This is a genomic window from Psychrobacter sp. K31L, assembly GCF_017942195.1.
Lineage (GTDB): Bacteria > Pseudomonadota > Gammaproteobacteria > Pseudomonadales > Moraxellaceae > Psychrobacter > Psychrobacter glaciei.
In genome coordinates this window covers 431,548-458,487 of record NZ_JAGKSC010000001.1, presented here as the reverse complement: position 1 = coordinate 458,487, position 26,940 = coordinate 431,548, and the positions used below count along the sequence as shown (strand labels likewise).

Below are 26,940 nucleotides of genomic sequence, written 5' to 3'. Positions count from 1 at the left end.
AAAGTAACATTGTAACATTTAGATTATAACGTAGAATTACTGGTCAGACGTTTGTTTTTGCGTGGGTCTTCACGTTTGAATAAGTCTTCATCAAACTTGAAGCGCAGTCTAAAGTAAGCACCTTCTTGAGTGCTATCATCATAAGCGATGTCTTCATCTTCAAAACCCATAAAGTTGTAGCCGAGTGATAACCAAAGGTTGGTCATTGGGCTATAGCCCACTTCAGCACCCAGCATATAAGACATATCATCCGCTTGCTTATTCCAATAAGTACCTGCTTGTAAGCCAATATCCCAGCGCTCGCTAATGTCATATAAGCCGCGTGCATAGACAGCATGAGCTGTGTTATCGCTTACGATATCGTCAGCATCATATTCTGTATACTTACCCGCGTAACGACCTGATAGCGTTAATGGGCGAGTCGGATGGTAATTGCCGCTCCATGACCAAACAATCGCATCCTTTTGATAAGGATCGTCACCAGTCGCGTTGTCATCTAGACGATACTCAAGCTTGGCAAGCATATCGAGTTGATTGCTATCATAATCACGATATGCAGCGCCAAGCTGGAAACGGTTGATGGTGCGATGACCATCGTTATAATCTACTTTTGAGTAGATGTCTTTTGCTAATAAAGTAATATCATCGGTATAACGATAAGCAATGCCCGCGCTGCCGAGAAGGGTGTCACTGGTGTCGCCCCAACGTTTTTCTAAACGCCCTGAAGCTTTGTAGTTTTCTTTGGCTAGGTACTCAACACCGACACCCGCTGCGGTTGCCGTGCTATCTTCGTCACCTTCTAAAGACTCGACACGCTCAAATAGTGTGCTTAAGGTCAGACCTTCTTGGACATACCATTTGTTTTTTAGACCGATAGCTGCTTCTGCCTCACGCGCACTAATCGCATCACGCATACGGTATTCGCTGTAAACCTTACCGTCTTTCATATAAGTGGCATCGAATCCCACGACTGTACGCTGACGCTCATCAGAATCATCTAGACCGTAGCTACCTGACAAACTATTAATTAAGTCATGGCGGGCGTATAAGCGACCTAAGCTACCCAGTGGCGTCTCGCCGCCGATAGAGGTGGCATTACGTTCGCTATTGTCAATATCTTGCTCATATTCGGCAAACACTAACGAGTTGTTCAGCTTCGGCAAACGTGCTGTCAGACGGGCGCGGGCAGTCATCCCTTCGATATCTTTGTCAGCGTTACTGACGCCATTGAGTGCTGATTGATTGATGATGTCATCGTTGAATATTGTGTCATCGGTGACATCTAGCACGTCAGTGGCTGCTTGGGTATTACGTGAGGCGGCAGTTGCATCTTGCTTGTAGTAGCGCACCCCAATCTCGCCAACGATATTCTGACTTAGACGCTGTTCAATGCTTGCTTCTACACCTTCGCGATTGGCTTCGGTCGTATGATCTTCAGTACGTACGCCCTCAAATTTAAGTGCGGTTTGCTTGTTGTTTAATGTATGAGTAACTTCAACACCAGATTCAGTGCGACCAGCTGTCTGCGGTGAGGCGCCAGTGACAAAGCCTTCGTCTGTGTCGTTATAATAAGCTTTGGCACGGGTGTTTTTCTTGTTATTAAAGTCAAGCTCGATACGTAGTGCGTCGCCTTCGACATCGTTACCTTCTAAAAGATCGGCATTAATCTGATTGCTTGGCTGAAAGTTTGGGTTTTCAGCTTTGTTCATCGCGTATTCGGCAACCAACTTTAGCTTATCGCTAAATTTGATAACGCTGTTGACACTGGCCAGCTCTTCTTTATTAAGTGGATCGTCACTATTGACATAGCTACCACCGATAGCCACTTTAGCATTCAGTTGTTGCTTGGCAGCGATACCGCCGACCAAGTATTTTTCACCACCTTCATCGACTTCTACAGTGACTCGTAGATAAATAGGGTTGCCATCAATATCTTGGCTAGCGATAGGGGCTTTTAAAAATAGGCTGCGGCTAATAGGATCAATTTCATAATCTGCAAAGCGGGTAAGGGTTTCACGGTTGACGATCAAACCTGGGTTGTTCGCATCGCGAGTAATAACCTCGATTGTTTCTGAGTTCTCTAATACGGCGTCAAAGTTTTCAGCCAATGGATAAGGACCTGAGATACCCAAACCACGAGTTTCATTAACGCGCTGACTGGTGCTGGTCTCGGCTATGAAGGCAGTAACACGAGTGTTGTTGTCTTCATACTGTGCTTTTATACCCGTCAACGTACGGTTGTACTGACCAAGCTTGATGCCTTCATCGTTATCGATTTGAGTTTTTAAATCACCATACATGGCAAATGAGCGGCCTTTATCTACCCGCACATAAAGCTTGCTGGTAGATTGGGCGTCAAAACCTTTGGCTGATGAATCGCCATAGACGGGATAGTATTCGCCCGGATCGATATCACGGAATAAACGTTCGCCTTTTTTATCACTGTCATAAGCGAGAGTTAGCAGATAGTCGCCGCGTACTTTGCCTTTGAGGAACATCGCAGCACGACCAGATGCCGTATAGTCATCGTTACCAGCAAAATCATTAAGCTCTTGCTCAAATGCACCTTGAGCATCAGTAATACTGCCGCCATCAAAATCTTTGAGTGAAATAGCACCTTCTACGATACCAACAGCAATGAGAGGGCGTAGTTTAGCAGTGAACTGCAGCGGAATCACTTGCTTGCTACTACCCGTATCGATTACTAGCTCACCCTTACCTGGTACACTCGGGGCGATGACTGAAACCAACAGCTCACCACCTGATACAGTAACTTGAGTACCGGATTGATCTTTGCTGCTGTCTTTCAAATTGATACGACCGATATTAGTATCAAGCGTAAGAGAAGTAGTACCAATATAGGGGCGATTGTCGCGATCTTTTAGACTAATGACTATCTGGTATTCGCTCACGCCATCAGCAGGCACTAGCTGTTCTTGAGTGCGATATGTGATCGCTTGCAAACTATCAGGTGTCAATACTTTGATAGTTTGCTCAGAGATGACTTTGCCATTCACGTCAGTGGCAACACCGCGCAGGGTATTGTTTCCGCGTTGTAAGTCAACAGCATAGTAATCAAAAGCAGTCACATTTTGCTTTTCTTGCTCAGCCGTTTTGCCGATTTGCTGCTCTGAGACCGCTTTACCATTAGCATAAAGGGTAAAAATAGAGCCTAAAGGCGCTTGGGCCTGTACCATTTGCTTATAAGTACTGAGCTGCTGACCTTCGCTTAGGTTGATAAAGGCGACATCATTATTAGCCACTTCTTTTAAGTATTCTTCTAGCTCTTTTTCTACTGGCGGCGCTACCGTGGTGACAGCCATATCGACACGATTGGCTGCTGGATTGACCATTTCATTGATGATAGCAGAGTCACAATTATTACCAAGGTCTAAGTCGCCATTGACGTTACAGCCACTGGCTTCCACATTGTCATCGTAGTCACGATTGTAATCAGGGTCTAGGGTTAGCTCAGTTTTTACGGCTTGCTCAAGGGTGTCATTCTTAGCGCTCACAGATTTGCTACGAGCAATAAGCTCTGCGTTCAAGCGTTCCGTGCTATCGCCCATACCACCAACGATAGCAAAATCGGCACGATGTAATTCGCCATATTTTAAGTCAACGAAACGGCTACCCGCATCACCTGTATTACGATTGCTTTGGGTAACCAGTTCGGTTTCTCTAGGTATGGTAGTGCGATCAACTTTTAGCACGTGAGTCTTGGCACTAACGCCATAAAAATTATACTTACCTTCAGGATCGGTCACGATAAAGTTACCGTTTTCCATATAAATGCGCACGCCCGCGACGCCAAGCTCGCCATCTTCTTTTTGTTGGATACCATCACGGTTGATGTCGTGATAGACCTTACCGATGATGATGCCATCCGTATTCATGACACCACGCTCTACTTCAATCTTCCACTGCGCTTCTCTAGAAACTAGGCCTTGACCTTGTTCGTTGCTAGCAACAGCAGTCGCACGGTTGATACCGTCACCACCTAAAGATGAGGCACCGACTAATACGCGATAAGTAATTTTTTTACTTTCGCCAACCGCCATGTTACCTAAACTTAAAACCTGATATTTACCATCAGCTTTAAACTCAGTAGTTTGCGTTTGACTGATATTAGTATCAGCAGTTTTACCAACACGCACACTACCATCGACGTAGTCAAAACCACGTGGTAAGGCATCTTTTAGTTGTACGTCATAAGCAGTAGAGTTGCCGCTGTTTGTAATATCAATCGTGTAGCTAACATAATCACCAAGCTCAGCGCTCTTTACGTCACTTTCCTTCGTTACAACTAAAGCTGGGTTGTCATCGACGATATTAATTTGTGAGCTCAGTTCACTGATACGCAATGTGAAGTCAGACTCGTTCGGCAGTTCATCAGCACCAATGCCAACCGAAGGGGCGATACAAGCATCTAAACTGGCAGTCAGTGTGTCGTTGTTCAGCGTCTGGATAAGCTTGTCGTTAATAGCATTAGCGTTATTTTGAGTTGCTGCGGACAGCTGATATTTACCTGTGTTATTACCGGTCTCTATTCCTTTAAGTGAATAGCTGTCTCCAGTCTTAGGAGATTTGATGGTAATCCACACTTGATCTGGCTTATCAGATTGAACGTTGCATTGGGCGTAGCTGGCATTAATATAGACGTTTTCATTGATTTGAGAGGTGGTTTTATTTTTATCAAACTTAGGCGTAGTAAATTTTATCTCAGGCTCAACGATAACGAGTTTGTCAGTAACGTTAGCAGTTATTGAGGGATCTTCTAGAACGATAGCACCAATCTGAATCTCGGCAGTATCATCAGTTTTACCGTTAGGATCCGACAAGGCTTGTACGATAAGCTGAATGCTTTCATTGTGCCCAAGCATGATCTGAGTGTTCAAGTTGTCAAAGATAACTTCTCTATCAGTACTATCTACGATGCCGTTTTTATTTAAATCTTGATAAACTTTTAAATTAGAAAGAGTTGGCGATATATTTAATGTCAGCTCAACCGTTTGGTTGCTGTAGCTGGTATTGCTTAGGACATTGACCCAATTAACCAAAGTATTGGGCATGACTGTCTGTACTGCCTGCTTCGTTAGATCAATACCAAATTCAGGAAGTGCAGAAGCTTTGACTTGTACTTGGTTAGAGATGCTAGAAATCGTTACGTCAGTTTGACTGCTTACATTATAGTTGGCTTGAGCGGTGTTATTGATTATCTGTACTAATGCATCAGGCGCAGCAAAGGCCATGTTTGATTGCATAAGCAACATTGCTACTGACAGCGCGGAAACCTTCGCTGTACGCAATGTAGTACGATTAGACGTTGAGTATTTAGTCATATGTCGCTTATCCAATAGAACGTGAATTGGTAATAGGGTGAAGCTGCTCTAGCTTGATTTGTCAAAAATACTTAGGTCAAGCTAGAGCGTTAGTCTATAAGCGTCTTGTGAAGCTTATAGACTTTGAAATATTAAATATAAATTAACGAGCGTTTTTGATTTTGATCTTAAAGGTCAAGGTGCCAACGCCCTGAGGAACTAGAGTATAGTTGCTACCAAGAACCGCATCAGCAGAAGTAATAGCTGTGCCTGCAGTAGATGACGTAGTAGCAGAAGTAGCAGGTGAATTAGTTACTAAATCCGCACCAGCTGAAAAGTTAGACAACAAATCCGAAATCGTTACACCAGTAAGATTAAAACCTAATGCCGCTGAAGAAGTGTTAGTCGCCTGAATACGATAGATAACACATTGATCAGGGGCTGCATCAATAGCAGTTTGAACAAACGTGCCTGCAGCAACCGTACCTGAACAAGTCGTATCTAATGATTGAGCCTTCACTAAAGTTAAGCCTCTAACGTCAGTCGTATCAGTCACTGAAGTAGCAGCAGGTGGGTTAGTACCAGCTGGGGTCAAAGTTACGATAGTCGTTTCAGTGCTACCAACAGCCGCCGCATCAGCAGCAGTTGCAGGAGTAGTGACATTACCTGAAGACACTTTATAGTTAATCGCTAGTACGCCACCAGGTGCGATACCATTTGGAAATTGAGCTGTTGGCAATGTAGTGCTATTAAGAGTGTACGTATTACCATCAGCAACAGTAGGTTGCAGCGTTATAGTAACTGGAGCTCCACCATTAGGCGGTGTATAAGTAACACTGATAGGACCAGTAACCGGTCTAACAGCTGGATTCAAGCCACCATCGGCAATAGTGAAGGTCAATGGATTAGTATTGGTACCTTCATTATCTTGACCATTGTTAGTAATAGTATTCGTCTGTGTGACTTGACCATCAGTACCTGAGGCAGGGGCAATCTCTCTAGTCAATGGCGCACCCAATACAACCGCTCGTCTAGTGAAGTTAGTTACACCAGCGCTATCTACACCAGCGCCATTAGCTTGATCAGCAGCAGCAGGAACTCTAGTAACATCTATAGCGTTATTTGTACTATCCAAAATGTCATAGTCAGTACCAAGTACAGGAGCAGCAATTAACGGACTAACCGCACCGACGAACTTATCGTAGACTTCTACGTTGTTAGTTACTGAACTATTAGCAGCTGTATATTTAGTTTTATCAACATTGACAGTGAAAGTAATCGTGCGACTTGCGCCAACGGCTAAGTTCACTACGGCAACATTAATAGCTTGTCGAGTACCAACAGTAGAAATCGTAGCGGTACCAGCACCACCAGTTACGGTCACATCTGATGCTGCGCCGCTAGGCAAACTTAGACCTGCAGGAAGGACATCTCTGATAACAATATCAGTCGCATCAGCACTATAGCTAGTAGTCGGGTTAGTCACTACAATACTATAAGTAATCTGTGGGGTAGCTGCTGTCAGATCGACAGTACTCGTCGCTGCTTTTGCAATTTTAAAGGTAGGTAATCTTACAATAGTTTGGTTTTCGTTCACCAATGTCGCATTTGCTGGAAGATTAGCAGTAAAGAAAGTACTGGTCGCTGTTAATGTACCCACGCCTTTGTCATTACCGTTACGAGCGGCGGGCGTAGCTGCCTCGTAGCTTAGATTAGCTCTAGTACCTGGCTGTAGTTTAATAGTACCACCATTAGCTATGGTACCTGTCTGTGCTTGACCATTTAAAGCGGTGGCTTGAGCAGGAGTTAAAGCAGTACCATTTGCTTGTACAATAGTAAACGTAACAGGCGCAGTACCTAAAGGATAGTCAGGAGAAGCCGTTACTAGTGGTGAGTCATTACCTGTGGTATTGACGGTATAAGTATCTGTCACGTTACCCGTATTGGTTAAAGTATGAGTAAAGGTAGTCTTACCATCTGGCGTAGCAGTCTGATTGATAGCAGTATCGTCACCAATGCTACCATCATCAACAGTCGATACCAATGCAAAGTTAGCCGTTTCGCTAACGTTGACAGTCACGATGTTGGACGTCACATTTGGCTGAGCGATACCAGCAACGCTATAGTTTGCGGTTGCAACGTTATTGATGGCAGCAGCACCTGCACTAACACCACCAGTAGTATTAGGAGTAGCTGCATTAGCGCCAGTAGAGATGCCCATTGCCGCCACAACACCAACAGCTAGTACTGAATATTTAAAAGAATTTGGTTTCATGCGGTAGATCTCCAAAAAGTTAAATTGATAAGGTTGAAGGATTATTTATTAACGACAGTATTAAGGGCAACAGCCGCCGCCTTCTTTGCAGGTAGTAACTTGATGTTCCAGCGTAGCGTACGGTATTCAGAGTAGGGTACTTTGATCATCTTGCCGTCGATCTTGCGCATTAGAGGCATATCAGCGTAATTCTTACCATCGATACTGGCTTGTGCGCTGGCAGGGTTTGCCTCACCTGTGAATGTCATATTTGCAGGGATAGGTAGAGTCACCATCAGATCATTAATATCGTTATTAATGGTATTGGTATAAGTTGCTTTGTATTGGATGACAGTACCTGCTGGCGCTGTACGCACTGGGGAGTATACTGTCTTACCATCAGCATTCTTGATGACTTGATTAGCAGTCAGTTCCATTTTTAGAGCATCATCAGCATGTGCGACATTCAATAAAGAAATAGAAGCAGCGGTTGCCAATAAAATACCGTGTAAGAGATTAAAACGTTTCATATAAAATCCTTTCTTAGAACATGACTATCAGTGGATAGCAAACGTCCAGTCAGTGGATAGCAAACGTCCAGTGAATAGCAAACGTCGTATGTTGTGATGGAGGAGCTTGCAATCTAATATAATTCTCATTTTTAGAAGGCATCTCTCTCCTTTTTTTATATTGTCACGTAATTGATACAATTATTCATCACAAAAACGACAACTGGCATTTTGAAGTATATAAACGGTAAAAGCCCCGTCTGGGTAGACAGGGCTTTTATTATATGGCTAAGAAGGTAATAAATGTAATCAAACAAATATTAAGTACCAGAGGTAGTGCCATACTTAGTATTGAAATACAAAGTTGTTTTTGAAGTTGTAGTGCTCGAAGATGTATTACTTAAAGTAAATTTGTCAGAGACGATAGTTCCATTTTGTCCTATTGGCGCTGTTTGATTGGTTGTCTTAAATACGTCCGAAGGTACTCCTGACGCTTTGGGGAGATGAAACTCAGATTTCACTTTAACGTTTTGTAATACATCAGAAATTTGTATGTCTACCAAACTAATGTGCCCGCGATTATAAGCTTCGATTTTATAAGCAATGCATTTGCCTGGGATTATGGTGTTACTAGGGGCAGATGTACTAAAGCCTGTACTTGGATCTGAAGTGTTTGTGACGGATGTATAATCGAGATTGCTATTACACTCATGCACATACTGGTATTTGATAAGCACTAGTGCAGTGTTGTCGGCTTTTACTTCACCAAAGTCTAAATTGTTATATATGTAGGTGCCATTGGTAAGTGATACTTCTCTGGTATTAGCAGTGGTATCTACACTATAAACCCATGACGTTGGCTCGGTTTCCACTAAGCAGATTCTGGTTGGCAATGCACCTGATTGAACAGTAAAATTGTATTTACCTAAACTTGATACTGTTTGTGGATTAGCTGATCTTGTAACAACCTTAGTGCCGTTACAGTTTGTTAAAGTAATTTGTAACGCACTGTCAAATATTCCAGACTCGTTGCTATCTAAGATGCCATTAAAGTAAGCACTGTTTGCAGTAAAGGTGCTAGTAATATTCTGTTTAGTAGAGTCTGCAGCAGTAATACCGCCATTGTCATCAAAAACGGTTCCTGAAAAGGTATAGGCCGGTGTGTTGGTGATTGTACAAGTGATTTCGTCACCGTAGTTTAAGTTTGATAGAGCGAACGAACGAGTAGGTATCGTTTCTGCGTTCAGGGTTGCAGTACCATTCGTAGTTGTAAAGGGGCTTCCCGTAGTTGCATTGTTGCAAACATAAGTAGCGTCATAATTTGCTATATCACCAAGTGTTGTACCATTCATTGCTCTTTCTGTAATGGTGTAGTTGGTGTTCTCTGATAAGCTAAGTGTAGCACTAGTGCCATTGGTAATTGTTGAACCTGTGCCAGTGGTAGTGAAGCTATTTGTAGCTACTGATCCGCCACTAACTACAATTTCAAACTGATCGTTAGTTTTGACACGTGTGCCGTTCAATACCTTTTTTACGATCAGCTTTGGTGGTGCGAGACAGAAATAGAAGTCAGAATAACCAACAGTATGAGGGCTATTTCTCTGTGTAAATGTATTATTGTGCTTTAAGTTAAGAGAGGTATTAGCCAAATTATAATTCCAAGAAGCATCAATGGTGCATTGACCAGTACTACAGTTGAGTCCTGAGCGAGCCGTTACAACATTACCAGCAATATTTCTCGTATGGAAACTTGTATTAAATGTCAACTGTCCTTGGTTAGCAGAGACATCAACTTCTTCTATATAAGGTATTTGTCCAGCAGTACTAGTAGAATCTAAATCTTGTATTTTGTAGCCAACTTTGCTCACGGGTCTATTTATACTCACATTCATGCTGTGATTAGTTTTAACTGCAGGAGAGTCGTGATCTAGATTGATCGCTGAAGTGGTAATACCATTGAGAGATCCATAAAAAGGCGGAGTAGCAAAAAAATTATTTAAGTCTAAAAGTATAGGGAAGTTAATAACGAAACTTTTAGTGCCTGAATTTTCTGTAAATGTGAAGGTTTTAGTAGCATTTCCTGCATCCCAGCTCAACGCTTGAGAAACTACAGGAAAATTTTGGGTTGAGGTAGGGGCATTAGCACCGATATAGTACATTTTATGATTTGCAGGACAAGCAGCAACTGTAGAGCTTTCAGTTGTCGCAAAGTTAGCGTAAGCATCATTTGTAACCAGTCCAATGGTAAGTAGTGCAAATGCGATAGAGCTTATGACACTATTCAATTTGGAATACTTTTCTAAGAATAGATATTTGCGGTTATTCATCTCACTACCTCAAAACGTTTTTCAGATTGCTATATAAGAAAAGTAAATATTAGTAATTTTATTTAATCAAATATAACTAAAAAAAGAGCGAAAAGCTTACTAAAGAAGATAAAAGGTTAAATGATACGATGAGTAGTCGTATAACTATAATTTGAGAGTAAAACACCCTAATTATTTACTTAATAACTAATCGTTATTTATTTAAAAAATACTTGTCATTTCGCCATTTCTTTACAGCCATAAACAACCTATCAATAAACGCCTATAATATAGAGTGATTATCGTTTAATAATTAGATATATAGCACGAGTTTTGATTTTGTTATGCTTCTTTTTCTTCAAGATGCTAAAGGGTCGTTGCATTATATTGTCACCTGAGCTTTATATGACTGCAATACATGATGGAGCGGCGGCCTGTCGCCTGCTACCTGTAACAAGGAAGTCATTTAGCAAAGCGTTAGCACATTACTATATTAAATAACACGTTGATTTAACAACACCCTGTCATGGTACAGGGCTGACTGATAAAAAAGGATGAGTAAAGATGAGTTATTATAAGGATGCTGATAGCACCGAAACCCAAGAATGGCTGGACGCCTTTGAGTCTGTCATCAAACATGCGGACAAGGATCGCGCGCAATTTTTGCTAAAAGCCTTATATAACATGGCGGTACAAGAGGGACTGCCATTTAATAGACTAGATACTGCCTATGTTAATAGTATTGCGGTCGAAGATGAGCCAATGTACCCAGGTGATTTGGGTATGGAGCGTAAAATTCGTGCCTTGATTCGCTATAACGCTTTAGCAATGGTCATGCGAGCCAATAAGAACGATGATGACTTAGGTGGTCACTTAGCGACATTCGCTTCTAGTGCCACGCTATATGAAACTGGCTTTAACCACTTTTTCCGTGCCGCAAGTGACCACTTTGGTGGTGATATGATCTACTACCAAGGTCACTCTGCTCCAGGTATCTATGCTCGCTCATTTCTAGAAGGTCGTTTGACGGAAGATCAGCTCGATAATTTCCGCCGTGAAGTCGGTGGTAAAGGCTTATCAAGCTATCCGCATCCTTATCTAATGCCGGACTACTGGCAGTTCCCAACCGTTTCGATGGGCTTAGGTCCTATCATGTCGATCTATCATGCTCACGTGCATCGTTATATGGAAAACCGTGGCTTGTTAGAGAAAGAAGGTCGTAAAATTTGGACGTTCTTGGGTGATGGTGAAACTGACGAGCCAGAGAGCTTGGGTGCGATTTCTCTTGCGGGTCGTGAGAAGCTGGATAACCTGATATGGGTAGTCAACTGTAACTTGCAGCGTCTAGATGGTCCAGTCCGTGGTAACGGTAAAATCATTCAAGAGCTTGAGTCAGTGTTCCGCGGCGCAGGTTGGCGCGTGATTAAAGTTATTTGGGGTGGTAACTGGGACAGTCTACTGGCCAATGACAAAACGGGTGTGCTAAAGCATCGTATGGAAGAAGTGGTCGATGGTGAATACCAGTTATACGAAGCCCGTACAGCTGAGTTTACTCGTAAAGAATTCTTTGGTAAATACCCAGAGCTAGAAGAGATGGCAGATGCCTTGACGGATGATGATATCGCACGCTTAAATCGTGGTGGTCATGATCCAGTGAAGGTGTATGCAGCCTTTAGTGAAGCCATGAAAACCAAAGGTCAGCCAACGGTTATTTTGGTCAAAACCGTCAAAGGTTACGGCTTGTCTGCCCAAACCCAAGCGGTCAATAAATCGCATCAGGTGAAAAAGCTTGATCAAGACGCACTGGTCTATTTCCGTGATCGTTTTGACTTGCCATTTACCGATGAGCAGCTAGAGACTCTACCGTTTTACCGTCCTGAAGAAGGGTCGGCAGAGATGAAATATCTCAAAGGTCGTCGTGAGGCATTGGGTGGTCATTTACCAAACCGCCGCAGTGGACATATTCCATTGAATATTCCTGAATTGTCTATATTTGACCGTGTATTAAAAGGCAGCAATGGCAAAGAGCAGTCGACGACGATGGTATTCGTACGCCTGTTGTCAGCTATGCTAAAAAACAAAGACATCCAAGATCGTGTGGTACCAATCGTACCAGATGAAGCGCGTACTTTTGGTTTAGAAGGTATGTTCCGTCAACTGGGTATTTACTCTGCAGTTGGTCAAAAATATACGCCAGAAGATAGCGAAGCATTAATGGGCTATAAAGAAGCTATCGATGGTCACATGTTAGAAGAGGGTATCAACGAAGCAGGTGCAATGAGTACGTGGATTGCGCTCGCGACCAGTTACTCTGTGAACGCGTTACCGATGATTCCGATGTATATCTACTACTCAATGTTTGGTTTCCAACGTGTGGGCGATTTGGCTTGGGCGGCAGGTGATTGTCAAGCCCAAGGTTTCTTGTTGGGTGCAACAGCTGGTCGTACCACGCTTAATGGCGAAGGTTTGCAGCATCAAGATGGACATTCGCAGATTCTATTTAACGTAGTACCAAACTGCGTCAGCTATGATCCTTGCTTTGGTTATGAGCTAGCAGTTGTGATGCATGATGGCCTGCGCCGTATGTATGGTGAAGGCGAGCGCGTTTATTACTACCTAACGCTAATGAATGAAAACTACGAGCAACCTGCCATGCCAGAAGGTAGTGAGGAAGGTATCAAGCGCGGTATGTACTTGCTTGAAGACAATGGCTCAGCACAAGTTCAACTATTGGGTTCAGGCGTGATTTTGCGTGAAGTACAAAAAGCGGCACAGATTCTAAAAGATGAGTTTAATATTACCTCTAACGTCTGGAGTGTAACCAGCTTTAACGAGTTGACGCGTGATGGTATGGAGTGTGATGATTACAATCGCTTGCATCCAATGGATGAAGAAAAAGTGCCTTGGGTCACTGAGCAGTTGGCACCGCACGAAGGTATCGTAGTTGCTGCAACTGACTATATGCGTAACTATTCAGAGCAGATTCGTGCTTGGTTGCCAGACAATCGTCCTTATACGACGCTGGGCACTGATGGCTATGGCCGTTCTGACACTCGTGAAAACCTACGCAGTTTCTTCAATGTTGATGCTGCTCACATCGTCGTTGCCACGCTTAAGCGTCTGGCAGATGAAGGTGAAGTTGAGATGCGTCTGGTAAAAGATGCGATTTCAAGCTTAGGTATCGATGTCGATCAGCCACCTGCATGGCAACAGCAGTCTTATTCGGATCATTCTCCAGATGCGCCAGCACCAGGTAACGTCAATCCAAATCCTGTGCCTGAGTTCGTTGCTGAAGACGATGACGAAATCAGTAATGAGGGTCGTTCTGAAGATCAAGCAGATTCGACTTTACTCAATGACGGCGATGTCAAAGAATAATAACCATAAGACAAGGAGATAAATCATGGACATTAAAGCCCCCGATTTGGGTGTCGATAGCGCCGAAGTTAGCGAAATTATGGTAGAAGTTGGCGACGTCATCGAAAAAGACGACAATATCATTTTATTAGAATCTGACAAAGCCTCGGTCGAAGTGCCTAGCTCTGCTGCTGGTAAAGTGACCAAAATCAGCGTTGCGGTTGGTGATCAAGTCAGTGAAGGTATGGTACTGATTGAGCTTGAAAGTGAAGCGGACAGCGCAGAAGAGAGTAGCGATAGCGCATCTGATGCCGATCAAAAAGCTGATGACGAAAAAAATACTAATGTTGCACCAGAGACAGAATCTGCCGCTGAAGCCAAACCTGCGGCAACGGAGTCTAGTGCAAAGCCTGTGTCTAACGCTGGCAAAGCCACGACTCATGCATTACCTGATCTAGGTGTCGATGAGGCGCAAGTCTCTGAAATCATGGTGAGCGTTGGTGATATCGTCAGTGCTGAGCAATCAATCCTATTGATTGAATCTGATAAGGCGTCGGTTGAAGTGCCTGCACCAGAAGCAGGCAGGATTGAGAAGATATTGGTCGAAGCCGGTGATATGGTTGCCAATGGTCAGGATTTCATTGTCATTGTCAGCGATGCAGATACTTCTGAGTCACAAGATTCAGCGCCAGCCAAGTCAGACGATAATGCTAGTAAAGACAGCGTTAGCGAAAATAGTGCTAATAAAGACGATAGCGCTGCTGAGCAGAAAACCACTGGCGAGCCAAAACAAGCTCCTAAGCCTGCAAAAAATGAACCAACGACTAGTAAGAACGATAGCAAGTTGACCGAAACTCAGGTGAATGAGAAGTTGGTCGATGTTTATGCCGGTCCCGCAGTGCGTAAGCTGGCACGGCAGCTGGGTGTCGATATTAGCCAAGTGACGGGTTCTGCAGTCAATAAACGTATCTTAAAAGAAGACTTGTTTGCTCACGTCAAAGAAAGTTTGACCACACAGAAAGCAGCACCTGCAAGTAGTGGTACTATCAGTTCAGGACTGCCAAAACTGCCAGATATGAGCAATACTGAGATTTGGGGCGAGACAGACACACAAGACCTTAGCCGTCTGCAGAAAGTCTCTATACCGCAGCTTAACTATAATACCTTACTGCCACAAGTCACACAGTTTGATCTGTCTGATATTACTGAGACAGAAAAGCTACGCGGTGAGCTAAAAGGTAGCATGAAAGCGGAAGGTATAGGTTTCACCATCTTAGCATTTGTGGTCAAAGCGACTGCCTATGCATTGACTCAGCATCCACGCTTTAATAGTCATTTAAGCGATGAGAATACTCAAGTTATCTTGCGTAAGAGCGTTAATATGGGTATCGCCGTGGCGACTGATGATGGACTTATCGTCCCTGTTATCAAAAATGTGCAAGATAAAGGTCTTAAGCAAATCGCCATTGAGATTGGCGAGCTAGCAGTCAAAGCACGTGATAAGAAGCTGAGCACCAAAGATTTACAAGGTGCAAGCTTTACCATATCAAGCCAAGGTAATCTAGGAGGCACTGCCTTTACGCCGTTGGTAAATTGGCCACAAGTGGGTATCTTGGGTGTGTCTGAGGCAAGTATGCAGCCACGTTGGGATGCTAAAACCCAAAGCTTTGAGCCGCGCTTGATGTTGCCATTGTCTCTGTCTTATGATCACCGTGTGATTAATGGGGCCGATGCCGCAGTGTTTACCCGCTATATCGCCACGTTACTGGCCGATCCGCGCCGTATCCTGATCTAGAATTGATCAGCAATTAAGAAAGAGACTGCCTATGGGTGGTCTTTTTTTGTGCTTAAATTTTAGGCATAAAAAAAACCAGCGATTAAACTGGTTTTTTTGGTGGTATTTTATTAGTACTATTTTTATTATAGTCAAAGAATTTTAGAATCGCTACAAGGCGACCGACCGTAGATAGTACACTGAGTACATCTAGGACGGGTAAAACCGTAGCGGTTCAAAAGTGCTCTGACTATAAGTTAGAACTGTTTAACGAATGCTACGCCATATACCCAAGGGCTGATATCGACTTCGCCAATGTCATTGCCATTTAGGCTAGCATCTGTCTTGATATCCATATAGCGTGCATCGATACGGAAGGCTTCAGTCGGGGCAAAAGGTATGTCAAGACCGACATGACCGGCTACGCCGACGCTATCATCAAGCTCTAAATCGTTGCCATTTCCAAGATAGATTCTTTCTTTAAAGAAAGTTGTATAATTGATCCCCACACCAACAAATGGCTTGACGTTCATCGGCAGGTCATAGCCATCGAAGTGATATTGTAGAGATAGCGTAGGTGGGAGATGCTGAGTTTTTGCATCAATTTTATTGCCATCAGCATCGGTTAGAGTGATGTCGTGATGGAACGGAATCGCCGCTAGCAGTTCGACACCGACGTTGTCAGCAAAAAAGTACTCACCGCTGATAGTCGGACGGATATCATCATCAACTTCTACGGAAAGTGTGCCATCTGCAAGTGTGCCGTTATCACTTTTAGGGTTGACCATATGAGCGCCAGCAGCCACAGACCATGTACCCGCAGGTACGGCAAAAGCAGTCGTCATGGTAAATGCGGCAGCCACTAAAACTAGGGATTGTAGTTTCATCGTTTGGTTCCTTGGTGCAAAAATAGATTATCGATAAGCACTTAATGAGGGATGACATTAAATACTGATATACAATGTTGGCTTTGTTGATTGCTCTGTAACATTGTTACGCTATTTTAACACTAAAACCATTTTGTTAGTAAGGTTTTAATTGAAAAACCTTACTATTTTTAAGGGAATGACAATTTAGAACAGAAACTTAATGTCCGTAAAAACATATTTGTTAAACAGTTCTCATTGTTGTAAGTTAGTAGTCAGGTTTATGTTCAGGACATAAACCGCGCCAAATGAATAACGAATAATAAATAACAAGGTAAAGGGATATTATGCTGGGTTACTGTAGTAATTCGCCATTGCGTTGTCAGAAAGCACGTTCAATGATCCTGTTAAATCAAGTGGATACTTATTGCCCAGAATGTGGTTTGTTTCTACTACCTGCTCAAAATCTCAGTCGACAATTACGCGCCGACGAGCGATTTTTACAGTACACTTTTCTTATAACAGGACTTGTGTTGCTGGCTTGTGTCTACCTTTATTATCTAAATTTTGCATAATCGTGATTCATAGTGAAACCTCTTGTGTTAATAAGTAGGCTATTCTCACCATTACTGGCTTAGAGGGCTGTTAATAAAAATCTCTTTCTAAGAGCTTCTGTCCAACATACGGTAATAAATGCTTGAAAATCAGGATAAGTAAAAGATTGGTTACTGACATAGAGTGCTCTTTGTACTGTTGTTGAGCGCGACAGTCAGGCTTTAATACTTTTACTTCATTATCACAAGATCGGTGTTACACCGTATAGGGACCGCATGCAATTCCAACATATACGGCGCTTGCGTATTTTCGTTTATAATATTTTGCAAAATGATGAGCATGATACGCTCTTTAGCCGCTATGTCGATTATTTTCTGATATTTCTAATCATGACTAACGTAGCAGCTGTGATTGCGGAGTCTGTCGATCGGTGGTATTACCCTTACCAAAATTATTTTACGTGGTTTGAAAACTTCTCTATTGTGGTGTTCTCTATCGAATACTTGCTACGCTTATGGAGCGTCGCCGAAGCGAAGCCGGACAATACGACTTGGCGTCAACGTTGGCAGTGGTTAAAAAGCCCTTCTGCATTGATTGATTTGGTCGCCATTGTGCCTGCATTCTTGAACTTCTTTGTCACGATTGATTTACGCTTCTTACGTATTTTGCGGCTTTTCCGTATTCTTAAATTGACGCGCTATTTTGCGTCGATGCGTATTTTATTGGTGGTAATCAGTAAAGAAAAAGGCTCATTTCAAGCCGTTATCTTCATTCTAATTATCATGATTGTGACCGCCTCTAGTGGTATTTATCTGGTAGAAAACCATGCACAACCAGAAGAGTTTGAATCTATACCCAAAGCGATGTGGTGGGCTGTGGTGACACTGACGACAGTGGGTTATGGTGATGTGATACCCATTACCAACGCTGGTAAAATATTGGGTGCAATCATTACGATACTGGGTGTGGGTTTAGCAGCCTTGCCTGCAGGTATTCTAGCCACAGGTTTGGCAAACGAGCTAAACCAACGCCGTGAAGAACTAGAGCAGCACTTTCGTGAACAGCTGGTCGATAGCGATTTTGATTTGGTACAGAATCAGATGATGGTGGAAAAAATACGCCGTGAGCTTGGGCTAGATAAGGAACAGGCGCAAAACATCGTATTACAAGTATTGCGAGAGCAAGAGCTTGAACGTCGAGAAAGAGAGGTAGAGACAAGACAAAAGAATTTCTGTCCACATTGCGGTGAGGCATTGTAAGTAATGCTCGCAGCGATTGCTTAAAGTTTAGACACACTGCGGTTAAATAAAAAAGGGTGCGACGTTATTAATACGTCGCACCCTTTTTTTTGTAGGGATAGATTGCTAAGTTGCTGACATTAAATCCCTTGCGGAATAGGGAGTGCGCGTGCCAATTCATGGGCGACTTGCTGCGCTGCAATGGCCAAATCTTCGGCTGGAAGCGGTAAATTTTGCAGCGTGAGATGCCAATCATCTACTTCTCGGCGCAAATGTGCCACCCAAAGTGTGGTGCAATCACGGGGCAATTGTTTTAGATTGACTTCAAAACAATGATTGCCCTCGTCATCGCTCAGATGAATTTCGCCTTTTTTGACTCTCGAAAACGGATGACCATGGTAAGAGTTGGCAATCATAGCAATATGGGTGATATGTGCTGGAATCTTATCCAAATAGAGTCTGATTTGTTCTTGGTCAAGGGGTGCCAAATACATGGCTTGATCGCCGCGATCTTTTCCATTGAGACTGTCACCTTGATGTTTTACTGATTCAGCTTTATCACGCAGCTTCTTGAACCAGACAATGTCGCTAATAGTGCAATGCTCGTCGTATAGTACACAAGCTAAATCAATATCAATCGCGCCTTCATTTTTTTTAAAACGCTTTAGCATACCTTTTGGTTCAGTCTTGGTAAACTCGTAATTGAGCGCAAAAAATAACGTTCCCGCATCCAACCCTAATCCTTTTAAGCTGTCCGATAGTAATGGTGACGGGGAAGTGGTCGACATAGTATTCCTTGTTACTTTTGATGTTTTAAGTGACTTTATTTTAATTGCATATCGTTTGAGTTAAGCATTGTACTCAATCATCACGATTGATTATCCAGTGTTTTATCCAAGACGGCTTGATGCAGCAGCTCAGGCTTGGCATTTAAGAGACCACTGCCAAAACCTCGCAACCACCAGACCAGCTGCGAGGTCAAATTCACTGTTGCTTGAATGGTCAGTGTGTCATCGTCATTTAACGTGACCGTTTGATCATCGCTAAGCTTGCTTTCAGTGAGGCTCTTGCCCGCTTGTTTGGTGAATTGTAGCTCAATAGGCGTATTTTTGCCATGATCGGCTAGCTCACGAAATAATGGATGGCTAAAGCCCATGCCACCAGCATCTAGATAGGTGTCTAGTTGGAATTCGTCGGGCGTTTTCGCCGAACTCTCAAGAATCTCGACGCTGGCAAATCGATGCAAGGCAAAGGTGCGAATGACAGTCTCTGGATCATCCGTACGAGTTGCCAGTAAGTAGATGATGACGCCGCGTTGAATGATAGCGATGGGATTTAGGATGTATTCACCGGCTTGCGATTTATTGCTACGGGTATAACAGGCTTTGATTTGTAGTTGATAAAAGAGTGCATGGTAGATATTGTCTTTGCTATCCAAGTCAATATGTGGCGCTATTAGTGGCTGAGTGGCAGGCTCGATGCGCACTCTGTCTATCCATGAATGGGTGACTTTGCTGTTTTTTAGCTGCCGCCGTGCTAGGTCAAACCACGGAAATAATTCATCTAAAATAACAGGCGGTAATAGCTGGGTTAGGTTGGCTTCAACCATATTAAAGGCAACCGCTTGCGACAAATTCATATGCGGTAAGCTTTGTAATGGGGCATCATCGCACCAACGCCAGCCTTGCGGATTGGCATTGTTTTTTTCAATGGGAAAGCGTTTAGCGAGCGCATTTAAGTCGCGCTGAACAGTGCGTAGGCTGATGTCAAAGCCCGCCATCATCAGCTGCTCGTAGATGTGGGTTGTGCCGACCCAACGATTGCGCTGTAGCTGTGATAGCACTTGCCATTGGCGTGCAGTTGTCGCTGCCCCGTGGCGATTATCACTGCTATTTCCTGAAACATTATTGTCCGTAGCCGCTAGGGTATTGGCAGTCTCAATAGAGTCTGTTTGATCTTGGAGAAGGCCGGTGTCAGTAGAATGTACAGTCATTAAGCGATAACCTTTATGAAGTCACGAATCAGTTTTTAGATATCTTTATCGAGTCAATAGCCGTTTATCATCGCAGAAAAGTATCGTAGCGTCTAGGGCGTCTCATCATTTAGCCTATTAGGTCATTAAGTGGTTTCAAACAGCTAACTTTCGCTATAGTCAGTCCTATATAAATTGGATACGGTGTCAGACTCGCTTAGTCTACTATTTGTCGTACTTTCGCTCGCCTTCCTTGTATCCATATTATATTGAACCAAATATATCAAACAGCTTATACGACATTAATAGGCGTTTCAGCACCATTAGTATCGATGCCTTAATCCATACTAATGATCGATGCCTTGATTGATACTGGAGTCGTCATTCATCACGACTTCATTGTCCTCTTTCTTGTCTTTACGTTTCTCTTTTTTTCTCTTGTCCTGTTTTCTTTGACGTTTTGCTTTCTGCTTTTTTTTATCTTTCTTTTTGGACTTCTTATCATCAATATCATCGTCATTGTTATCTTGGTTCTCATCCCATAACATCAGACGGCTTAAGACTTTACCAAACAATGTCTCTTTACGATAGCGATCTTTTTTGTTCATGGTATCGATAGGTAGACCAGTCATTAACGTCAATGCTTCACTTAGGGTATGGACGCCATAAATATGAAATTCGCCTGCTTTGACAGCGGCAATGATATCGTCGCGTAGCATGAGCTGTTTGACATTGGCCATTGGAATGACCACGCCTTGTTGACCCGTTAGCTCTTGCTCGCGGCATGCATCAAAGAATCCGGCGATTTTGGAGTTGATACCACCGACTGCTTGCACTTCGCCCAGCTGGTTCATAGAGCCGGTAATGGCGAATGATTGATCAATCGGCACGTTTGCTAAAGCAGACAATAGCGCACAGCCTTCGCTGACGGTGGCACTATCGCCATCAATATGGGCGTAGCTTTGCTCAAAAGCGAGCGAAGCACTGAAGTTGAGCGCATGATGTTGGCTAAATAATGCGCGCAAATAGCTGGTCATAATCAGCATGCCCTTAGCGTGCAAGCTACCACCCAAGTCTACGTCGCGCTCGATATCTAGAATCTCACCCGTACCGATATTCGGTTGAATGACCGCAGTCAGGCGGGCTGGCATGCCAAACTCACTATCGGCATAGCTGACCACGGTGAGGGCGTTTACTTGTCCAACGGCACTGCCTGTGGTTTGGATAAGCTGCTGACCGTTTTTGAGCTCATCCCAATAGAGGTCACGCAGGTATCCTGAGCGCTCGTCCATATCTTCAATGGCTTGAACCACATGCTTTGCACTGACCACTTCCTGTCCGCCTAAACGCGCATGACGGTTAGACTCGTGCAACAGCTTAATCAATAAATCACTGTGCAAGCTTAAGCGGTCTTGGTCTTCTGCTTGTAAGCTTAAATGCTCTAGTAGGGCGGCTTGTGCACTACGATCAAACGGGTAGAGGTTGGCATAATCAATGATGTCGGCCATTTTTGCGACGAGTGCCAATTCGTGCTCACTGCTGCGAACCACATCATCATGGAAATCAGCGCGTACTTTGAATACCGCATCAAACTCAGGCTCAAGCTCTAACAGCTCATAATACAGATCTGCTTCGCCAAGTAAAATCACCTTAATATCAAGATCAATGGGTGCAGGCGCTAGTGATAAGCTTCCTGTTAAGGTAAGCATTTGCTCAAGACTTGAGAGTTTGATTTTGCGCGATTGTAGTGCGCGCTTAAGACCCTGCCATGCATAAGGATGCTCAAGTAAATGACTGGCTTCTAACAGTAGATAACCACCATTGGCACGATGTAATGCACCGGCTCGAATCATACTGACATCGGTGGTCACCGTGCCTAATTGGGTGATTTGCTCAACATGACCCAATAAGTTCAGATGCGTCGGCAAATCTTCAAAGACAACAGGGGCGCCGCTGTCTGGCGTGTGACTGACAATGACATTGACCGCATAGCGGCTTGGAGTCGTCGCCAGAACTGCCGTCACAAACTCTTCATCATCGCCATTGACGATGCGCTCGACATGCGTAACCATATCGGCAAATACGGCTTTGAGATAATCAACGATTAGCGGATGACTGGAAAACTGCTCATAAATAGGGGTAAACAAAGGCTGTAGGGCACGACGTGCAATATTGCGATGCAGTGCTTCTATAGCGTCATTGGCTTCGTCCTCTAACTGTTCTAGGGCGATGGTCAGCTGACTTAGGCGTTTTTGCATATGGTTCTTTTGCACAAAGTTACTTAGCTCAGCTTCGTATTCACTATTGCCATATTCGTTATCGTCAGCAGCATCGTTGCTAGAAGTGGTGGTTTTCTTACTTTCTCCTATTACTGATGAGTTTTGGCTGATAATAGAGGTTTTGTCATCTTTATTATCAGTATTATTACTTTGAGTCGCGGTTTGATCGGTTTCTGCTGCCAATTTGCTTGGATGGACAAACACCGCTTTGTTATCAAAGGAGCGAAACGTCAACGCCAAGTCATATTGCTTACCTTCCGCATTGAGCACCTCGTAGGCCTGACTTTCTTTTTGATGCGTGTCGTTTTTGATGGCCTCGATTTTGCTTTGATACTGGTCGCTACGGAAGCGTTGGCTCAGTCGTTTTTTTGCTTGCTGCCATAAGTGATTGACTTGCTGCTGCAACAGTGAGGCTTGACCAGCAGGTAGGCGCAAGGCTAGTGGGGTGCGTGGATCGGTAAAATTATGCACATAGACCCAGTCGTCAGGCGTGGGTGCATCAGCGGCTATACGCGTTAGCAAACGACTAATGATGGTACGCTTGCCCAAACCATTTTCACCAGCCGCAAACACATGATAGCCACTGGCTTTGATATCTAAAGCCGTCTGCAAGGCTTTTAGCGCGCGCTGCTGACCAAAGCCAACGTCCAAATCTGGTGCCGTGCGTGTGTCCGTCGGCAGCTCATTTGGTTCGCTATACCGCTTTAGTTGCTCAGCGCTGACAAGGCAGCGCTGCTTAACCTCAGTAAAGAGTGGGTGCGGCGTATCCAGTGTTGCTTGCTTGCCGTCTTTCGGCGCGTCAGTCAATTCAGCAATAGGTGTTACCATATTAGTCGTGTCTTTTTTATTAGCGTCATTTGATATTTTAGACGTGGGGGCATGTTTTTGTTCGGTCATAGGCGTATGGTGTGTCGTCTTAAAAAAGTGGGTTGTTTTTAGAGGGTAGAGTGGTTATTTTTTTACACAATGTCTTTATGCTTAATTTTGTCTTTATGCTTAATTTTTTATTATTAATTAAAGACATCTTACAAGATATAGCGGTGTTTTAAATAAGTCATTAAACGCAGTTTTGTATCATAATTGGATGCGTCACTGAAAATAATGAATAAAAGAGCGGCAGATGGATGGTCAGTTTAATGCCATCAAAGCAGAATAACGCCTCAATAGCAGCGCAGATAGTATAAGATGTCTCACATTGGCGCAATCTGCAACTATTCAATAGGCAGGCTGCATGATAAAATAGTCGGTTCACATGTTAAAACTGGATAACTCGTTGTATGTCAGCTTCCGCTAAAACCACGTCATCGTCTGCTCGTACGGGAAATATTTCTATTGATCCTACGGGCTTTGTTAAGCTTGGTGCGCAATTGCCAGCGTTGGCCAATATATTGGCACAAGCGATAAACGAGCTAAGTCTACCCTTAAGTGAGACGCAGCAGCGCACGTTATTATTGTACTTAGACCAGCTTTTATTATGGAATAAAGCGTATAATCTGACCGCCATCACCGATCCAGAAGAAGCTCTGATCAAGCATGTGATTGATTGTTTGTCTATTATAACGCATTTACCGTCAGGCTCGCTGCTGGATATCGGCACAGGGGCTGGCTTGCCCGCCGTTATTATTGCGATTTGTCAGCCTGAGCGGCAGTGTACGGCACTTGATAGCAATCAAAAAAAGATTCGCTTTATTAAGCAAATCAGTAGCGAGCTTGGCTTGAGCAATATGCAGCCTCTCGCCTCTCGTATTGAAGCGCATGAGGCCAGCTATGACGTGGTTACTTCTAGAGCATTTGCCAGTTTGATCGATTTTGTTGAAGTCGCACAGCCAAGACTGGCGGATAATGGTTATTTATGTGCGATGAAGGGTAAAGCGCCAAGTGATGAAGAGCTACAAGCGCTAGATAACGACTGGCATATTAAGACGATTAAGCTTAAAGTGCCACGTCTGCATGACAGTCGGCATTTAATTGAAATGTCTGCTAAAAATGTCTAAGCTATGAGCACCTTGTAGTCGTGAAACATCGTTTACCTTGGTATCTAAATAGCATAATATCTAAAAAATCTGGATGCAAAGCGAGTTATTTATATTGTAAGTATCGTTTGTATTATAGTGATAAGAAGCTTAACGCCAAGCATTGCGACTGCTAAAATGACTATTAATAACAGGCAACCAGTAAAATCTGGCGGTCACAGATATGCAGTACAGACAGTCGGTAAAATACAGTAAGTAAAGACCCTAATTAAATTGAGTGAGTGTATGGAAATCATAGCAATTGCGAATCAAAAAGGCGGCGTGGGTAAAACCACGACGGCGGTAAATTTGACCGCCAGCTTGGCTGCTAAGCGCAAGCACGTACTGCTGATTGACCTAGACCCACAAGGCAATGCGACCAGTGGTACTGGTGTGGACAAAAACGCATTAGAGTTGACCATCGCTGATGTGTTGCTGGATGGCGTCTCGTTGTCTGATACCATTGTTGCCAGTCCAGCAGGGTTTGATGTGATCGGTGCCAATCGTGATTTGGCTGGTATGGATATCACCTTGATGAGTAAAACCAACAGTCATGAGCTCTTTAAGACAGCGATGGCAGCGTTGGTCAATGATCAAGTCGCTGCAAATAAACCCCCATACGACTATGTCATTATAGACTGTGCCCCTAGTTTGAACTTGCTAACGATTAATGCCTTGGTCGCCACTGACGGGGTTATTATTCCTATGCAGTGTGAGTATTACGCACTAGAAGGCCTAGCGGACTTGTCGCAAACGATTGAGCGTTTGACTGAGCTCAATCCGAAGCTCTATATTCGCGGCGTCGTCAGAACATTATTCGATTCACGTAACACGCTGGCTCGCGATGTCTCTGCTGAATTAGAAGCGCACTTTGGCGATATCATGTACAAGACGCACATTCCAAGAAATATCCGCTTGGCAGAAGCGCCAGCGCACGGCCTGCCAGTTATCGCCTACGAGCGCTGGTCAAAAGGCGCGCGTGCTTATCAAAAACTGGCTGCTGAAGTGATGAAACAGTGATAAAAAAGCCGCTAGTTTTTTGTGTCTAAGCGCGAAAACTGGTCATAATGGAAAATGACCAAACAGAAAAATAGTATTAAACATCGTATTTATTATAGTCAATCTAAAATAATATCAATACAAGCAAACCGAGTGCTAGCGATACATTAGTATGGTCAGCAAGGTTGACAACGTAATGATTTTATAGTGGGCAGGCTATAGTAATGAGTAAGCCGCATTCACAATTATTTGGCTTTTATTTTAGCGTTAGAGGATAGGTAATCATGGCGAAGAAAAGAGGGTTGGCTGCTAATCGAGGCTTGGATGCCTTGTTAGGGTCAATCAAAAAAGAAAAGCAAATTACCGCCTCTGCCTTGCAAGACGATATGGCTGCGCGTGACAACACTTTGACAGCTGAAACATCAAATACTGATATGCTCAACACCAGTGTGCCCGCCAAAACTGTAGGCACAAAAGCCAATGAAAAACCGATGGCAAATGCTACAGGATCTGGCACGACTAACCGTAATCGTACAACGCGGTCAGCGCGAATGGCTAGTAAAACGTCTGCCAATAAATCCCGTACTGCTGGCACAGACAATAATGGAGCAGAAGACCAAATTAGCTTGGTACAAATTGATGTCACGCGTCTACAAGCGGGTAAATACCAGCCGCGCCGTGACATGAGTGAAACTGCGCTGATGGAATTGGCGTCCTCTATTGAACAGCATGGCGTGATGCAGCCCATCGTTATCCGTCCATTACTGGCTAACGAAGACAAAAGCGAAGCATTCGTTACCCACGAAATCATCGCTGGTGAGCGCCGCTGGCGTGCCGCAAAAATGGCAGGTAAAGCCGTGATACCAGCGATTGAGCGTGCATTGTCAGATGAGCTGGCTATTGCACTGGCATTGATTGAAAATATCCAGCGTGAAGACCTGTCAGTGATTGACCAAGCCGCCGCATTACAGCGTTTTCATACAGAGTTTGGTATGAGTCATGCGATGATTGCTGAAGTTGTTGGCAAGGCGCGTACGACCGTATCGAACCTACTGCGTTTGAACCAGTTACATGACACAGTAAAAGACCATTTAGCAAACAGCGCCCTAGATATGGGTCATGCCCGCACGCTTTTGGCATTGTCTTCTGAGCAGCAGCCTATCATTGCGCAAAAAATCATTGATGGTGGCATGACGGTGCGAGAAGCTGAAAAGCTGGTTAAGTCAATTTTGCAGCCCGCCCCCAAAACCAACCGTACGGAAAAAACACAGTCTCGTGACGCTGAACGTCTAACGCAAAGACTGACCGACATGCTTGGTGCTGAAGTTAAGCTTAAGCATAAAAAAGACGGGCAAGGCAGTGTCGAGATATTCTTTCACAGCCAAGATCAGCTAGCCGCTTTGATTAAACATATAGAAGCGCAGGTTTGATAGTTTCCGTCAGGTTATAACAACGGTTCAAACCATCTTTATAAAACATATTTTTTAAAATATAAAAG

14 protein-coding genes are annotated in these 26,940 nt (G+C 43.7%); 6 read left to right on the top strand and 8 right to left on the bottom strand.

Going from position 1 to position 26,940, the window contains the following annotated elements; all coding sequences use genetic code 11:
- Positions 1–23 precede the first annotated feature (23 nt).
- The 4 genes from J5X94_RS01785 to J5X94_RS01770 all read right to left on the bottom strand — a co-directional run bounded on the left by J5X94_RS01785 (position 24) and on the right by J5X94_RS01770 (position 10,411).
- Positions 24–5,342, bottom strand: coding sequence for a DUF11 domain-containing protein (locus tag J5X94_RS01785; protein ID WP_210539616.1), 5,319 nt, complete (start codon positions 5,340–5,342; stop codon positions 24–26).
- 142 nt (positions 5,343–5,484) lie between these two features.
- Complete coding sequence (locus J5X94_RS01780) at positions 5,485–7,596, bottom strand: beta strand repeat-containing protein (RefSeq protein WP_210539613.1); 2,112 nt, start codon at positions 7,594–7,596, stop codon at positions 5,485–5,487.
- A 41-nt stretch (positions 7,597–7,637) separates the two neighbouring features.
- Positions 7,638–8,105: a hypothetical protein gene (locus tag J5X94_RS01775; protein ID WP_010198167.1), complete on the bottom strand. Its 468-nt coding sequence runs from the start codon at positions 8,103–8,105 to the stop codon at positions 7,638–7,640.
- A gap of 299 nt (positions 8,106–8,404) precedes the next feature.
- Positions 8,405–10,411, bottom strand: a complete 2,007-nt coding sequence (locus tag J5X94_RS01770) for a hypothetical protein (RefSeq protein ID WP_210539611.1) — start codon at positions 10,409–10,411, stop codon at positions 8,405–8,407.
- Positions 10,412–10,954: 543 nt separating this feature from the next.
- On the opposite strand from J5X94_RS01770, the gene aceE reads away from it, so the two are divergent.
- Both aceE and J5X94_RS01760 read left to right on the top strand, forming a co-directional pair.
- Positions 10,955–13,768 (top strand): pyruvate dehydrogenase (acetyl-transferring), homodimeric type, encoded by a 2,814-nt coding sequence (aceE, locus tag J5X94_RS01765; protein ID WP_010198169.1) that lies wholly within the window; start codon positions 10,955–10,957, stop codon positions 13,766–13,768.
- A gap of 25 nt (positions 13,769–13,793) precedes the next feature.
- On the top strand, positions 13,794–15,542 hold the full coding sequence (locus J5X94_RS01760; protein ID WP_210539609.1) for a 2-oxo acid dehydrogenase subunit E2: 1,749 nt from the start codon (positions 13,794–13,796) through the stop codon (positions 15,540–15,542).
- A 236-nt stretch (positions 15,543–15,778) separates the two neighbouring features.
- Here J5X94_RS01760 and J5X94_RS01755 read toward each other — a convergent pair whose 3' ends face one another.
- A complete protein-coding gene (locus J5X94_RS01755) occupies positions 15,779–16,408 on the bottom strand; it encodes an OmpW/AlkL family protein (RefSeq protein ID WP_010198177.1) in 630 nt (209 codons plus the stop codon).
- An 809-nt stretch (positions 16,409–17,217) separates the two neighbouring features.
- Here J5X94_RS01755 and J5X94_RS01750 point away from each other — a divergent pair.
- Positions 17,218–18,201 carry an ion transporter gene (locus tag J5X94_RS01750; protein WP_189581520.1) on the top strand — a complete coding sequence of 328 codons (984 nt, stop codon included), beginning with the start codon at positions 17,218–17,220 and terminating at the stop codon, positions 18,199–18,201.
- Between the two features lie 119 nt (positions 18,202–18,320).
- Here the strand turns inward: J5X94_RS01750 and J5X94_RS01745 are convergent, their stop codons facing one another.
- The 3 genes from J5X94_RS01745 to J5X94_RS01735 form a co-directional block, all read right to left on the bottom strand.
- Positions 18,321–18,968: a TerD family protein gene (locus tag J5X94_RS01745; protein WP_010198180.1), complete on the bottom strand. Its 648-nt coding sequence runs from the start codon at positions 18,966–18,968 to the stop codon at positions 18,321–18,323.
- Between the two features lie 80 nt (positions 18,969–19,048).
- Entirely contained in the window at positions 19,049–20,173 is a 1,125-nt protein-coding gene (locus J5X94_RS01740; RefSeq protein WP_210539607.1) for a helix-turn-helix transcriptional regulator, read from the bottom strand.
- Positions 20,174–20,499: 326 nt separating this feature from the next.
- Positions 20,500–23,259, bottom strand: a complete 2,760-nt coding sequence (locus J5X94_RS01735) for an AAA family ATPase (RefSeq protein ID WP_416346158.1) — start codon at positions 23,257–23,259, stop codon at positions 20,500–20,502.
- A 449-nt stretch (positions 23,260–23,708) separates the two neighbouring features.
- Here J5X94_RS01735 and rsmG point away from each other — a divergent pair, with 449 nt between their 5' ends.
- The 3 genes from rsmG to J5X94_RS01720 all read left to right on the top strand — a co-directional run bounded on the left by rsmG (position 23,709) and on the right by J5X94_RS01720 (position 26,872).
- Complete coding sequence (rsmG, locus tag J5X94_RS01730) at positions 23,709–24,425, top strand: 16S rRNA (guanine(527)-N(7))-methyltransferase RsmG (RefSeq protein ID WP_210539603.1); 717 nt, start codon at positions 23,709–23,711, stop codon at positions 24,423–24,425.
- 264 nt (positions 24,426–24,689) lie between these two features.
- Positions 24,690–25,463, top strand: a complete 774-nt coding sequence (locus tag J5X94_RS01725) for a ParA family protein (protein WP_010198184.1) — start codon at positions 24,690–24,692, stop codon at positions 25,461–25,463.
- A 263-nt stretch (positions 25,464–25,726) separates the two neighbouring features.
- A complete protein-coding gene (locus J5X94_RS01720; RefSeq protein WP_210539601.1) occupies positions 25,727–26,872 on the top strand; it encodes a ParB/RepB/Spo0J family partition protein in 1,146 nt (381 codons plus the stop codon).
- Positions 26,873–26,940: the final 68 nt, after the last annotated feature.